Genomic DNA, 14,397 nt, shown 5'->3' with positions numbered 1-14,397 from the left:
AATGATTCTTTTGAAACAACTCTAATGAGTGGCTGGAATGAAACTTCGGTTTTGTTCCAGCCACTTTGTGTTTTATAATTAAATCATTGAATGAATTCCAGAAAGGAAGTACAAACAATATGGCTCATATTTCTTTTGATGGCTCAAAATTATCAAAGTTTGTCCATGACAACGAACTCGGTGAAATGCAGGCATTGGTTAACGCCGCCGATGACGAATTACGTAAAGGCACTGGTGCCGGCAGTGATTTCCGCGACTGGCTAACTCTGCCAAAGGATTACGACAAAGAAGAATTTGCACGGATCCAAAAGGCTGCTAAAAAAATTCAATCAGATTCTAAGGTCTTGGTTGTCATCGGGATCGGTGGCTCATACCTCGGTGCCAAGATGGCTGTTGACTTCTTGAATGAAACTTTCTTCAATTATTTGCCAGATGACAAGCGCAAATTCCCACAAGTGATGTTTGCCGGTAATTCATTGAGCTCCTCATACGTTTATGATCTGATCAACTTGATTGGCGACCGTGACTTCTCAGTCAACGTCATCTCTAAATCAGGTACGACCACTGAACCTTCAATTGCATTCCGAATCTTCAAGGAACGCTTAATTGCCAAATATGGTGAGGAAGGTGCTAAAGATCGGATCTACGCCACCACTGACAAGGCCCACGGTGCTTTACGCAAAGAAGCCGACGCCAGCGGTTACGAAACCTTTATCATCCCGGATGGTATCGGCGGCCGCTACTCCGTCCTGAGTCCAGTTGGCCTGTTGCCAATCGCTGTCTCCGGTGCTGACATTGAACAGTTAATGAAGGGTGCCGCAGATGCTTCGGATGAGTACAGCGACCCTGATTTAACCAAGAATGAAGCCTACCAATACGCTGCCTACCGAAATATTTTGTACCGCAAAGGCTTCACCACTGAATTATTGGAAAACTACGAACCAAATATGACCTACTTCGCTGAATGGTGGAAGCAGCTGATGGGTGAATCGGAAGGTAAGGACCAAAAGGGGATTTACCCTTCATCCGCCAACTTTACGACCGACCTTCACTCTTTGGGCCAATACATCCAAGAAGGTTTGAGAAACCTCATGGAAACGGTTATCAAGTTAGATAAGCCGAACCACGACGTTGACATCCCTAAAGAAAAAGACAACCTGGATGGCTTAGGCTATCTAGAAGGCCGCACGATGGACTACGCCAATACCGAAGCCTTCCATGCGGTGGTTCTCGCTCATACTGATGGTAACGTACCAAACATGGCCGTTCACATCCCTGACGAAACGCCTTACACTTTGGGATATTTGATCTACTTCTTCGAGGTTGCGGTTGCCATTTCCGGTTACTTAAACGGTATCAACCCATTCAACCAACCCGGTGTTGAAGCCTACAAGCAAAACATGTTTGCCTTGCTTGGCAAGCCTGGATTTGAGGAAAAAGGTAAGGAACTCAAGAAGCGCATCTAACTTCACTTAATTAGAAAGCAAACCCGCTCGCTGACATCATTGATGTTAACGGGCGGGTTTTCATTTGAAAGCATATTGATTAACAAAATTGGGCTTGGTCGTTTTGGATTGGCGTTTCGGTATGACTAACTATCGCATCTTCCTGACTCTATGGGTTGTTTTATCATCAACGCCAAAAATGACCCGTCACCTCATCGTGACGGGTCATTTTTGACGAAGACTGATTTTTAAGTTACACAAACATGGCGACCTATAACACTTGTATCTAGAGTCGCTATCTATTCCGGGATTGCAATGGTAAATCCAGGAGCTTCATCATCGATAAGACGGTGCGGATTATTGTAATAATAAATACCAATCTGATATTGGTTTAGTGCATTCCGTTTTGTTTGACTGTAGCTTTTATCTAAACCATCTTTGATTAACTTAAATCTATTGTTATCGGAGATATTTGGCTTGTAAAATCGCTTATTAAAATACCTTTGGACCGTTGGAAATTCAAGAATGTTTTTGTATCCATCAACTGTCGGGCTATTCCAATCCCAAGGGCTGGCCCCGTTAGCAGCTTTGGTAAGTTTTATGGATAATTGAGTATTCGGAAACAACTTCAAAACTTCGCGGGTTAGTTTTTGTGATGGTGATTTTTTAATGTAATCTAAATATTCAGTGTCGGTATTGAAATAACGATAATTGATATTATTGAGTTGTTTATAGTTTGGGTTAACACCATGGGTTAGATAGCCATGCCAAACGATCCCTCGTATCTTACTGGCTTCATTACCATTCGGGGTAATTCCTTGAATATAGTAATAAACTGATCTTTTTGAATTGTATGACAAGATCACGCTTTTGCCATAATATCGCCAACTATAATTTTTATAATTACGTAAGTTAGCTTTAGCTTTCGTATGTGTCCCGTTCCAAAGATAAGCATTCTTAGAATTATTAGCTAAGTGGTATGCTACGTTGGCATTATTACCAGTCATTTTTTTGACAACTGTATACCCTGAGTCAGCACTAGTGCTAATCATTGTTGTAGCAAATCCAATGAGCAGGCTAGGAATTAATAGCATCAAAAATTTTATTCGTTTTGGTACGTTAATTATCTTCTTATTCATTTTAAATCTCCCTTCAGTAACCACATTATCCAATAGCTTGGAACGGCTTGCAAAATTATTAATCGTTGAAATGGGCAAGATAGAAGCGAATAAGTGCTCAATCTAATAACGAGTTTGGAGATTCTTGGTTAAGAAAGGTCGGCAAAACAAGGTTTGTTCATCACAATTAGTACAAAATCCCAGCCTTCTTTTTGCTACTTAGTCATTGGTGGCAATAAATTGATCATAATAATTCCATAAAAAATGCTATTTTTTGGAAATGCATATGCCCCAATCGACCAACCGGAAAAATCAGAGAACGTTTTATGCTCAGCCTTCAAATACTTTTGAAGCCGAGCTTTTTCAAATTGCAAGAAGCTTACCTTATTCCTTCTAAGCTGATTATACGCACCCGGTGCTGCTGTGTAAGTAGTAAAGCCGGTAACCTTCTTTTGCTTGTCAGCACCTAAAACTGCCCCTTCATATTCGTAGTAAGTATCGCCTGGTTCAGTAGTATTGACCGCATGAATATAGTATTCGGCCACTTGTTGCAACTGCTTATCCGGAATGGCACCTGGAAATAAATTGATTAATGATTGATTTAATTTTGAATCAATTAAGCCAGCCGGATAGGTTCCCTTAGCCAAAGCACCTTTAGTTAGATAAGCTTTCCAAATGTAGCCACTCATACTCTTCTTTGCGTTGGTCACTTTATAAAAAATTCCGGTTTTATGCCCATTAGTCATTTTTAACGACTTTGAAACGTACCAAGTTGTTACTGGCCAGTGAGCCAGACGATGTTGTCGTTTTGTGAGGTTCGCATTCCATAAGTACGCACGACTACTCTGACCGTTCCAATGATACGGAACATTCTTATAAATCTTAGTTTTAATAGGCGTGTATGCTCCTGTGGCGTATGCGGGATAAGCTTGAGCAACAAATCCAAGACCGCAGGCTAAGCTACCGGCCACCAATTCTTGCATTAATTTATTCATCATGTGACCTCTTTCCGTGGATATTTTAACTTCAGTATATACTAGCAGGCCTACTAAAAGATAAGGTAAATGAGTTGAAAATGAACAATAGCTAGAATCAAAAAGAGGCGTCTCGTTAGCTCATTAACGGAGCGTTTTTTCGTTTGGCGGTAAAGTGGCGGTGAGTCGTCCGGAAGTGGTCGGCTTTAATGGCTCAATTGACGATATGCTATAAGCGTCAAATCGATTTGATACTTCAACCGCTAATTTAATGCCGGAGTTAAATTGGCCAACAAAAAATAAATTTAAAGAAAGAAGATTTTAATTATGGTAGAAGTAACACCACGGTATCATTTAACGTTTCCATTGCACAACAAAGTGGTTCAAAAGTTTTATTTAGATTTTGCACGTAACAAAGCATATGCTTTACAGATGAAACCTGGCAATACAACTGACATGCAGTTGTAATGGGCAGACTTTGATAAGGATAATCCAGAAATTAGTTTCACGCCTTACATGAGCTTGAATAACTTTGGTCATGGACAAACATTTGAACTGTTTACTGATAAGTCAGATGGTTCTTTGTGGGCGTGGGTAGCAACGAAATATAGTCCAACTCAAACTGATGGTAAAAATGGTACGGGCGATCATTGGGCTAGTCGAATTGGTGTCATTCCATTGGATGGAATTGATAAAGACGCAAATTCGGTTCACTCAATTACCTATCTGAATTATCTAGGAACTGGAGCGGGGGTTAAGAACATGTCATTACATCGAACAGATGCAGCTCTTTCCTCTACAGATGGTCGCTTAGCGATTTGGACACAAGGTTCGGGAGATGCTAGTACCGCAACTGAACGGGTGACGGCGTTCAATGCTGATAAATTATTTGCGGCATTAAAGAACGGGAATATCTCTGCAAAAAGTTCATCAATGATTGCAGGCGGGGAGTATTATGTTTCAACTCATGATATTACTTCGTACGTATATCCACAGAACTCCTGGCAAGATATGGAGTTATCTAATATGACTGGCTATGGTTATAATTGGGTTTACTTATCCAGTGGACAGGTTGGTTCTGAAACAAAAATTGTTCGTGCTCCTTGGAACTTTAAGAGTTCTAAAACTTTAATTGTTCCAATTAATGACCTCAGTAATGATCATGAAACAGAAGCCCTTCAATTATATGGGAATGATATCTATTTTGGTGTTGAAGAACAAGTTGGCTCCTCACATAATCACTATATCTATAGCATTCCGAAGGATTCATTCTAGTCACTAATCAAATATTAGCTTTGTGGCCTAGATAAAAAGCAATGCATCATATTTCGTTTTTCCGAAATATGACGCATTGTTTTTTCTGGAATTATTTTGCAGTAGCTAGGTAAATTAGCGTGCCATTATTTTGACTATCATCTAGCTGATAGGATGGATATGGGCTGGTGAAGTACGACTTAGGACTGTCTTGTGCGCCGTCCCATGACGCAATGCCAATATTATAATTCTTCATGCTTTCACGCTTAGAAGGCGTATAGCCATTCGCATTTAAAATAGCTTCAATGTGATTAATCCGAGGAGTGATGGGTTTACCAGCTGTTTTACTTAAATACCACATGACATCGTCACCAATTTGAGTTGATCCGGTTGGCTTTAAGTCATTCAAATACACGTAATCAGTGTAGTTTGGTGCTAGTGTTGGGTGAGCGTTGATACTTGTGGCTGCAGCCTTCGATAAATCGAGTTTAAGCTGAGAGTTGGGAAAGAGCTTCAAAATGGCTCTGGTTAATCTTTGAGTGCGATCAGTTTGAACATAATTAATAAAAGCTGATTCAGATGTAAAGTTAGCCGGTGATTTCGCCAGTAAGCGGGTGAGATAGCCACTCCAAACCCACCCTTTAATCTTAAGATTGGAGCTAGCGCCAACGTAATAGTACACCGCTCGTTTACCCGTATAGTTTTTAACTTTGGCGTAGAAAACATACCAGTTAGAGTTAGGGTAATTCTTAAGATTATGAAGCTTCTTAGTATGGTGATAATCCCACAAATAAGCTGAGCGTGAAACTGATTTAGCTTTATAAGGGACTGCCCCAACTTGTGCCTTATGATAATTGAATGAATAGTTAGCTGGAATAGTGCTAGATTGAGCTTTATTATCTGAAACGATTGCGAAACTAAAAATTGTTACTAGTAGAATCGTGAGTGTTAACTTGAGCTGGTTCATTTAAATGCCCCCTAAGACAGTTGCAGATACTGTTTCATGCGTTGTTTTTCGCAAGATATATTCTGTGAATAAACCGAGTTATCTGATCATCATGTTGTGGATTTATATTATTAGGATCCTTAAGGTTACCAGTTGAAATAAAATCGGTAAAATTCTGATTTTTGATGGGCGCAGTTGCAGTGATATTTTCAATCGAAGGTGACAGACTGATAAGTTGCTTCCGTTATTATCACCAATAAAGTCTAACGATTTATCCCATCCCAATTCTTTCTATAAATGAAAGTTTAAAATCCATCGTTCAACAATGTTAGGCGAATTGTGAGTTTAACTAAACAATCTCATGCCCAACAATGATGTGATCAATTGCCTGCTCATCCTCTGCTGGTTTATCCAGTAATAGCTTAACTGCCGACTGCCCCATCTCATCGGGATGAATATCAACTGAATGGAAATGCTGATCGGTGAGTTCACTTGGTAGTGAATTGTTGTAACCAAGAACTTCAACGTTTTTATTAGGATTGATCATTTTGAAACGGTGGTACATTTGCAGGCCACTATAGTCATCGATGGCAACAATCCCATCCATTTGTGGATTGTCACGAATGAACTGATCTTCTAATTCATCGTTATCTTGCGTGGACAGCACTACTGGTAATTTATCGACCTGCTTCATCGCTGCTAGGTAACCCTTGCGACGGTCAATTTCATACGGCCAGCCGTTATGGGTTTGGACAAAGATGGGATTCTGGCAATGATAGTGATCAATTAAGTAGTTGGTGCCGTCAAATCCGGCCTGGACGTTGTCGTTATCGACATACAGCCAATTCTGCCCAGCTGCGGATTTACCAATCGTCACGAAGTCCACGTCTTCTTTTTGCAGCATTTCGATGACCGGATCATTTTGGTGGGAGTACAGCAGGATAAAATGTTTAATTTGGGCGCGGGTAATCATTGATTTAACATTCTCAATTACCTGCTCAGTACTATCGCCAATCGCGATTGATAAGACATAGTTGCGGCGGTTAAGCTGCGCATTAATTCCCCGCAAAATGCCAACGTAAAAAATATTGTCGACGACGCGGTTATTAACTGGGAAGACCACACCAACTGTATTGGCTTCACGGTTAGTCAGATTTTTGGCGTTATAGTTGGGTTGATAGCCCATCAGATCGGCCGTTTTCTTGACGTTGCGCCGCGTTTTGAGACTGATTCGTTTGTTATCATTGAGTGCCCGTGAAACGGTGGACACCGACAGGCCGAGCCGCCTGGCAATATCTCGAATTGTGACCATGTTAAATGCCTCCCCTCTATTAGAAGTTTACCCTTTTTGAAGTTGCGATCTTATTAAACTTTTGTATCAATTATTAATATTGAACCCTACTACTAGATTTTGACAGTATTATGTGATAATTTCAACATATGAGGTGATTATGGAAATGAAAAAACGCAGATCATTAGCTGCTATTTTGGCGGTCGTGGCAAACTTTGCCCTTATCTTAGCCGGCTGCAGCAATTCTTCAAATAAAAGTTCTAACAACCAGTCCAATAAGGCTAGCATGCAAAACGAGACCCAAAATAAATCGGCCAAGCAATTATTGACGTCAAATGATAATCTTTGGTACATGAATGGTTCTATCAATTATAAGAGTAAGTCGGGGATTGATGCTTACAAGTTTAACTCCAAGAACCATACTGTCACCATCTACAGTGTCAACAAGATGTACAAGACCTACAGTGAAGCTAAGCAGGCAAATGATCTGGACAAACAGGGAACGTTGAAATATACCTTCAAGAACGACTCAGCGAATAAGCCGGTGATTTACATGAAGGGAAAACTTTCAGATATCCCAATGCATCAAACAATCTCGGTGAAAAATGCCGTTCGCGGGAAGAATCACCAGTCTCATCTGACGGTAACCGGATATAAGGTGGTTCGCAACCTTGATGATGATCCGGCACCTCAGGTATGGGTAACACCCAAAGAGTAATTCATATACCTTAAATAGATGATGGCAAGATGACCTTTTGCCATCATCTTTTCTTTTGGCCACCTTCTGCCATCGCTAAGGCATCGACAGTGCATTTTTCAGCTGTTCCCCATGACGTTATGGTAGGATGAAACCAGCGATTTTTTATCCAAGGGGGATTCGAATATGAAGGGTAATCACCTATTACGACGGTCAATCAGAACCTTTTTTCATAACTGGGGTGCCTATGTTAGCTTGGTTATTATCATTAACCTATTGCTGGAAGTGATCGTTGTGCCGGTGATGGAGTACCTGACCGGCGTCATCTTAAACCTTAACAGCGTTCCCTACTTATCCTACACCAATGCAGTCTGGGTTCTGACCCAACGGCCACTGGCGGTTCTGGAACTATTCATTTTACTGCTGGCAATCTTTGCTTTGGTCTTTTGGCAATTTGCCTTTCTGCTTTCCGGTATTAGCAACATTGCTCTCAAGCAGAATCTGACTCTCTGGCAGGTCTTTCAAAATGCCATTACTAACATGCGAAGATTGCGCTTGGGCAGCTTCCTTTTCTTCATCGGCTATTTTATCTTAGTCCTGCCGTTTTCGGTGGCCTATTTGAATTCACCACTACTGTCAAAGGCGACGATCCCCACTTTCATCTTGGATGATTTGGAAAAACAGCCGTTAATCGCCATCCTGATCACAGTACTGGGAATTGCGGTCTTTTATCTGGGAATTCGCTTGATTCAAGTGCTGCCACTGATGATCATCCACCATCAACGCGGCTTGGAAGCTGCCAAGAATAGCTGGCAGTTAACCCGCCACAACACCTGGCAGTATCTCTGGCGAATCACAGTGCTCGGTGCGATTAGTGTTGCCTCGACCACCCTGGTTTCGTATTTGCTTTACTTTTTCCAGACCTATTTAGATAAACAGTCAAAAATGATTGGCTTTATCGGCGCCGTTACCAACATGGGCCTATTAACGGTTTGGCAGCGGATCGTGGCATCGTTTAGTCTCGTTGTTTTCATGCTCATTTTGTTAATGGTTCTGGATCAGTCCAAATGGCATTCAACGGCGTCGGTAGTCCGCCTGCCCCGGAAACGACGAATTGGTCGGCGGGTAATGGGAATCCTTCTGATTAGCCTATTTCTGGTTGGAGACGTTATCTTTAACGCCGTCTATCTCCAAGGGGCCTTGCTGGCCAAACCAGTCACAATTTCCCACCGTGGGGTCAATAATAGTAATGGCGTTCAAAATACGATTCCAGCACTAAACAGGACCAGCAAGGATAAGCCCGATTACGTTGAAATGGACCTCCATGAAACTCGTGATCACCAATTTGTGGTCATGCACGACGAAAATTTATGGAATTTGGCGGGGGTTGATAAAGATCCATATCAATTGACCCTCTCCCAAATGACCAAGATGAAAGTTCATGAAAATGGCCACAGTGCCCACATTGCCAGCTTCGATCAATATCTAAAGGCTGCTGAACATAATCACCAAAAGCTGTTAGTTGAAATTAAAACCACTAGTCACGATAGTCCAAACATGTTGCAACTATTTATTCAACGCTATGAAAATCGCCTGCTGCGTGATCACGACCACATCCATTCACTGGATTATCACGTCATCAGTGGACTGAAAAAGCAGGCACCCAAGCTCTTCGTTAGTTATATCCTGCCATACAATTTCTCCTTCCCCCAAACTAAGGCCAATGCCTATACCATGGAAGAGACCACTCTCAATGAAGCGTTCGTCAACGAAGCCCACGCCCACCGGCAACAAGTGTACGCCTGGACAGTCGATGACGAAGATGACATGACCAGAATGCTCTTCTTGAACGTTGACGGCATCATCACGGATAACCTCACCGATCTCAAATCAACGATCAATTCCACCTTCAATCATCCTAGTTACGCACAACGTTTACTGATTTACTCGAACGAGCTGCAGGATGAGGAAAGTTAATTATTCACAATAATCATTTTAAGACATCAAAAAGGGAATCCCAGCCGGGGTTCCCTTTTTGTAACTTGATGCTCTTCTACTTCACGAATAAACATACACAGCAATTCAAATTGTGTCAAGCGATTCTGCTTGCTTCTCTACGCCAACGAATCCCATGCCGAAAGCTCAACCGGCGCTTGTTTCAGCATGGCTTTTTGATCATTTGAGAGGTACTTTTTATGAACCACAACTTCGTAGACGTAATCGTCCATCCAATCGTCATTCATGGTGAAATAACCCTTTTCGCCGTTCTTATCACCCCAGGAATTTTCAATTTTCCATTTGGTGGGTGTCTCACCATCCAGATCAACCCCGGTGAAAGTCATCGCATGAGAAACCGCCGCTTGATGGTATTGCAGCCGGGTTGCCTTGTCCATCTCCAAGTCCATGTCGAACAGTTTCGAGTAGCGATACAGGTGGCTGTCCAAGTAGCCCTTCTTCCGATCCATTTGTTCGAGGACGTCGTTACCAAACCAGACCGTTTCACCGTCCTTGAGTTGGGCAATGGTGGCGGCTTTTAAGACGTCCATTGGCAGATTTAAGAAGGTAATTTGCTTGCCGCCAACGACGTTATTTTGGCTTGGTAGTGAATACAATTGGTTGTAAGCTTTTTCTGGTGAATTGGCTAACACGACATAATCATCCAAATCAACACCGAAGTATTGATCATAGAATTGTTGCGGTGTTAAACCGGCAATCTTGTGGTACTTCTTATCATCATCACGATAAGCAAAATTAACGGTTGTTGGGGGTTCGCCGAATGAGTAAGCCGTGATGCGGTAGACTTCACTCAACATTTGTTTGCGAGCGGCGCCAATTGCCTCATCGCTTTTTTCATCGTTGACCATCGCCCGCAGTTTGGCAGCGTCAATCCGCAGTTTTCGGTTCATGACCGTATCAAAAGCACCAGTGTTCTCAACGTTGGCAGTTTCCGGAAAATCACTCACCGGCACCACACCATATTTTTGAACCAGCGCCGCCGCCATCGCCCATTGGCCGCCATCATCGCCAGGGAAGTTCAAATAATTCTCAACTTCTCGGTCATCGGCAGGCCGACTAGCAGTTGCTAAAATCCGGTCATAGAAGATGTTGGCGCGCTCGATTTTGTCCCAGAAGAATAGGTACTTTTGTGATAGGTTAAAGTCTTTGACCTTATACTTCGCAGCAAACTGGTGACGCAAAGTATTCACCAGCGAAAACAGCCAGCAGCGACCGCTTTGCTTCTGATTGGTGACCGAACCCGTCTGGAGATCCACTGAAAAGACTGGGTTCAACCGTACTTGGGCATCCGGATCCTGAGCTGCTTGGTTAATGCCATTTTGTTCGATTATTTTCGTCAGCACATCACTCTTAGGCGCGTTCTTGAAATCATTGTGGAGTGTTGAGAAATCCTGCTCCGTTAAAACACTATTCTTATCAGTCATTCAGACATCCCTCCTATGTAATTGTTTCATATTGTAAATCTTTTCTCGATTGGTCGCAATGTGGCATCTGTTACTAAGGGTTACATGTTCAACAGAAACCCATTGGATGATTCCTGTCGCCGAGTCTCAGGCCCCAGCCCTGCCTGCTATAGTGGCTTGGATTTCGAGCCTGTAGTCTCGAAATACCAAGATGCTGTGTTTACCAACTAAGCTGTAAAAGCAAAAAAGTCTACAGAATAATCTGCAGACCCAAATGATGATTACCTAATATTAGATACGCTTCTTAAGCCGTGGTGTAACCAAATAAGCAATTAAAGCCCCAACCGCTCCTTGAATCAAGTTAGTACCAATACCAACATACCCGGCATAAATGTTATAAAGAACCGAATCTGCCACAAAGTAGCCAATTACCATAATGACAATTCCCACTGAGACTGCGATCAGTTTGATCCATTTACGATCGACATTTCTTCCCGCAATCAGACCAACAATCAGTCCTTCAGCGTCATGGACAATTAACGAGAACCACATGTACTGGCCATAGCCGGAAATCAGATCCAGCAAGAAGCCACTGGCCCCGCCGACAATACCACCAACTCTTGGTCCCAGCAATAGCGCACTGATGAAGATGCCAGCATCACACAGATTAATGTTTCCATGGGTCATTGGGATTGGAATGATGAAGAAGCGGCTGATGGCAACCGTGACGGCGATAAACATTGCCGTTAAAACCACCTTGAAAATATCACTACTAACCTTGCCGCCTACACTTTTACGATCCATTATTGACTCCCTCCCAATACATAATCTTCTTTATTTGCTTCGGTAAAATCATACTTTGCCCGTTGACCGCCAATTAATTTTGGCCGTGAAGACAGGCAGACCACGTTGGCTGCTCCGACACGACGGTTGGTCATTCTGACCGGGATCTGGACGTATTTGACGTGCATGCCAATCTCGGTCCCACCAATATCAATGCCACCGAAAGCAGTGATGTGCTCAACTTCAACCGGGTCATCCATCCGTTCATAGGCTGCCACCTGAGTTCCGCCCCCAGCATGCATTGCTGGAACCACCGAGACAATTTCTAAATTGTTGCGCTCAGCGACCTTTCGTTCAACCAGCAAGGCCCGGTTGATGTGCTCACAGCCCTGAATGGCCACGTGAATATTTCGTGGAATCAAAAATTCTTCCAAAGTTGACACCACGGCCCGGCCAACATCTAATCTGGAGTTGGTCCCCTTCCAATCACCAGAAATTTCACTGGTACTGCAGCCAACCACAAAGATGCCATTTTCCGGGAATGCGACCCGTTCAAAATATTCAGTTAAGACCGCTGATAAATCACGCTTGATTGTTTGTAAATCCATCTTTTACACTTCTTCCCCTGTTTGTCCTAACGTAAACTTCGCAATATTATACAGTGACCTGGTCAAATTCAAACCAAATTTGCGCTGATTCTTCGGTGCGTGGCTGGTTAAACTCACCGCATCGTACACCCCAATAACTGCCTTTTGGACGGCCGTATCAAAGTCCAATTGAAAGTTCAAATAGCCGATTAACAGTGCTGAAAACAGATCACCCGTGCCATAAAAGTGTCCTTGAATCAACGGCGACCCGGCCCATTTGAGGTGGCCATCACTCATATACACACAGCCAATTCCACCATCGCGGTGAACCCCGGTGACAATCACTCGGGTACTGGCCTTGCTGGTCTGACGGAAGGTGGTCACCGCTTGATGAATGGCCTCATCACTGGCATTTGCCTTGAGGGGTTGCCCACTTAGTAGCTCCAACTCAGTGATGTTTGGCGTCATAATGGTTGCAATCGCAGCCAACCGCTTAATGGTATCCAGATAGTCAGCCTCGAAGCCATCATACATGTGCCCCTGGTCACCCAAGACGGGATCGATCAGCAATTCAGGCAGGTCCAAACCTGAAAGATAATCGCGTAAAAAGTTGGCGGTACTGGATTTACCGATATAGCCAACGATCCCTGACTTAAATTGAAGGTCGTCCAATCCGTTCCAATGGCCAGTGGCACAGGTCATGAAATCATCTGTACTTTGAGTGGTGGGATTGCCGAAGCCTTCTGTCTGAGTTGAAAGTAGTTCTGTTGGCAACGTCGCTGTCTGAATCCCAAACGCTGAAAAGACAGCAATTGCAGCCGTCGCCGAAAGCCTACCGACAGCGGAAAAATCTTCTGCAATTAAAACACTCGGCTTAATCATGATCACCCTTCCAAATCGTAGTTGTTACAAATATTGTACCCCATTGCCAATTGAAAAGTTAATCCCTTACACATTAAATGGAACATTCTCTCATTAAAAAGCATTTTAAGTATACCAAGATTTCCAAAAGAAACAATAGACAGTTTGCTTTTAATGTCAATGACTCTGGTATAGTAGAGCTGTAATCAGTTCGGGATATAGAAAAGAGTGATCACCATGAACTTTGTCACCAAAACCAGTATCACAACCCTGGCACAAACGTTTATCATGGGCTCAATTGATGCTTACACCTTTCAAAACTTTGACGGATCATTTGTCAGCGCGCAAACCGGTAACCTCGTTGTGTTCGCTTACGAATACGCCACAAAGGGTTGGCAGACGGCTTACATTCGGGTGCCTGTACTATTGGGGTTCCTACTTGGGGCATTCATCTCACAAGCCTTTAAGCACATTCAACTGGCGAACGATCGACGATTTAACATTTTTTTGCTATTTAGTATTATCCTGCTGGGATTTCTGGCGTGCGCGGCAACTTTTCACCTTTCGATGCTCAACATGCTGTTCAGTCTTGGTCTCTTCTCAGGTTATGAGCTGACAGTTTTTAACAAGGTTGGCACCACCAGCGTTAACAACGGCATCATGACCGGAAATCTCAAAAATTTTGCCAACAACTGTTATGAAGCCATTTTTAGCCATGATCGGGGTGCCTTGCTGAAAGCTGGCCGCTTTTTGAGTGGGATTATCATGTTTATTCTCGGGATTATTTTTAGTGCTTACCTGCTTCATGCTGCCGGGTTAAAAGTCTTTGCTGCCGCCTTGATAATCAATTTTATCCTGCTAATCATCCCACTGTTTAGTTGGGGAAACCGACAACGGAATAAAACAATCAGTTGACATTGACTTATCTTTGAGTTAGATTAAAAAGCAATTAGAGAACTTACGAAATATCAAGCTATGAGAAGAAGAGTAGTCGCTCGGATCGATTTCAGAAAGCCTGGCAG

The 14,397-nt window shown here is 42.8% G+C and carries 14 protein-coding genes; 6 read left to right on the top strand and 8 right to left on the bottom strand.

Annotated features, from left to right (window positions below; genetic code table 11):
• Positions 1-119 precede the first annotated feature (119 nt).
• The gene (locus tag LPKJCM_RS11010) at positions 120-1,466 is read left to right on the top strand and encodes a glucose-6-phosphate isomerase (protein ID WP_057961301.1); all 1,347 of its coding nucleotides are present in this window, start codon (positions 120-122) and stop codon (positions 1,464-1,466) included.
• Positions 1,467-1,744: 278 nt separating this feature from the next.
• On the opposite strand, the gene LPKJCM_RS11005 is transcribed toward LPKJCM_RS11010, so the two are convergent.
• The gene (locus LPKJCM_RS11005; RefSeq protein WP_057961302.1) at positions 1,745-2,584 is read right to left on the bottom strand and encodes a hypothetical protein; all 840 of its coding nucleotides are present in this window, start codon (positions 2,582-2,584) and stop codon (positions 1,745-1,747) included.
• 194 nt (positions 2,585-2,778) lie between these two features.
• Positions 2,779-3,558, bottom strand: coding sequence for a hypothetical protein (locus LPKJCM_RS11000; protein WP_057961303.1), 780 nt, complete (start codon positions 3,556-3,558; stop codon positions 2,779-2,781).
• A gap of 306 nt (positions 3,559-3,864) precedes the next feature.
• On the opposite strand from LPKJCM_RS11000, the gene LPKJCM_RS13625 reads away from it, so the two are divergent.
• Together LPKJCM_RS13625 and LPKJCM_RS10995 are read left to right on the top strand one after the other, a co-directional pair.
• Positions 3,865-4,005 carry a hypothetical protein gene (locus LPKJCM_RS13625; RefSeq protein WP_225364190.1) on the top strand — a complete coding sequence of 47 codons (141 nt, stop codon included), beginning with the start codon at positions 3,865-3,867 and terminating at the stop codon, positions 4,003-4,005.
• A 54-nt stretch (positions 4,006-4,059) separates the two neighbouring features.
• Positions 4,060-4,812 carry a helveticin J family class III bacteriocin gene (locus tag LPKJCM_RS10995; RefSeq protein ID WP_240034637.1) on the top strand — a complete coding sequence of 251 codons (753 nt, stop codon included), beginning with the start codon at positions 4,060-4,062 and terminating at the stop codon, positions 4,810-4,812.
• A gap of 91 nt (positions 4,813-4,903) precedes the next feature.
• Here LPKJCM_RS10995 and LPKJCM_RS10990 read toward each other — a convergent pair whose 3' ends face one another.
• Positions 4,904-5,758: a hypothetical protein gene (locus LPKJCM_RS10990; protein WP_057961304.1), complete on the bottom strand. Its 855-nt coding sequence runs from the start codon at positions 5,756-5,758 to the stop codon at positions 4,904-4,906.
• Positions 5,759-6,086: 328 nt separating this feature from the next.
• Positions 6,087-7,049: a LacI family DNA-binding transcriptional regulator gene (locus LPKJCM_RS10985; RefSeq protein ID WP_057961305.1), complete on the bottom strand. Its 963-nt coding sequence runs from the start codon at positions 7,047-7,049 to the stop codon at positions 6,087-6,089.
• A gap of 145 nt (positions 7,050-7,194) precedes the next feature.
• On the opposite strand from LPKJCM_RS10985, the gene LPKJCM_RS10980 reads away from it, so the two are divergent.
• Positions 7,195-7,746: a hypothetical protein gene (locus tag LPKJCM_RS10980; RefSeq protein ID WP_174659034.1), complete on the top strand. Its 552-nt coding sequence runs from the start codon at positions 7,195-7,197 to the stop codon at positions 7,744-7,746.
• A 165-nt stretch (positions 7,747-7,911) separates the two neighbouring features.
• Complete coding sequence (locus LPKJCM_RS10975) at positions 7,912-9,702, top strand: glycerophosphoryl diester phosphodiesterase membrane domain-containing protein (RefSeq protein ID WP_057961307.1); 1,791 nt, start codon at positions 7,912-7,914, stop codon at positions 9,700-9,702.
• A 137-nt stretch (positions 9,703-9,839) separates the two neighbouring features.
• On the opposite strand, the gene LPKJCM_RS10970 is transcribed toward LPKJCM_RS10975, so the two are convergent.
• From LPKJCM_RS10970 to LPKJCM_RS10955, 4 genes are all read right to left on the bottom strand, one after another.
• Positions 9,840-11,165 carry a C1 family peptidase gene (locus tag LPKJCM_RS10970; RefSeq protein WP_057961308.1) on the bottom strand — a complete coding sequence of 442 codons (1,326 nt, stop codon included), beginning with the start codon at positions 11,163-11,165 and terminating at the stop codon, positions 9,840-9,842.
• A 270-nt stretch (positions 11,166-11,435) separates the two neighbouring features.
• Positions 11,436-11,948: an ECF transporter S component gene (locus LPKJCM_RS10965; protein WP_057961309.1), complete on the bottom strand. Its 513-nt coding sequence runs from the start codon at positions 11,946-11,948 to the stop codon at positions 11,436-11,438.
• Complete coding sequence (locus LPKJCM_RS10960) at positions 11,948-12,535, bottom strand: TIGR01440 family protein (RefSeq protein ID WP_057961310.1); 588 nt, start codon at positions 12,533-12,535, stop codon at positions 11,948-11,950. Before LPKJCM_RS10960 ends, LPKJCM_RS10965 begins: the two co-directional genes overlap by 1 nt.
• A gap of 3 nt (positions 12,536-12,538) precedes the next feature.
• Complete coding sequence (locus tag LPKJCM_RS10955; protein WP_225364188.1) at positions 12,539-13,396, bottom strand: PfkB family carbohydrate kinase; 858 nt, start codon at positions 13,394-13,396, stop codon at positions 12,539-12,541.
• 216 nt (positions 13,397-13,612) lie between these two features.
• Here LPKJCM_RS10955 and LPKJCM_RS10950 point away from each other — a divergent pair, with 216 nt between their 5' ends.
• On the top strand, positions 13,613-14,290 hold the full coding sequence (locus LPKJCM_RS10950; protein ID WP_057961312.1) for a YoaK family protein: 678 nt from the start codon (positions 13,613-13,615) through the stop codon (positions 14,288-14,290).
• The last annotated feature ends 107 nt before the right edge of the window (positions 14,291-14,397 follow it).

Source organism: Lentilactobacillus parakefiri (assembly GCF_002157585.1).
GTDB lineage: Bacteria > Bacillota > Bacilli > Lactobacillales > Lactobacillaceae > Lentilactobacillus > Lentilactobacillus parakefiri.
Note: the sequence above shows the minus strand (reverse complement) of the source record. Positions and strands in the feature narration are given on the sequence as shown.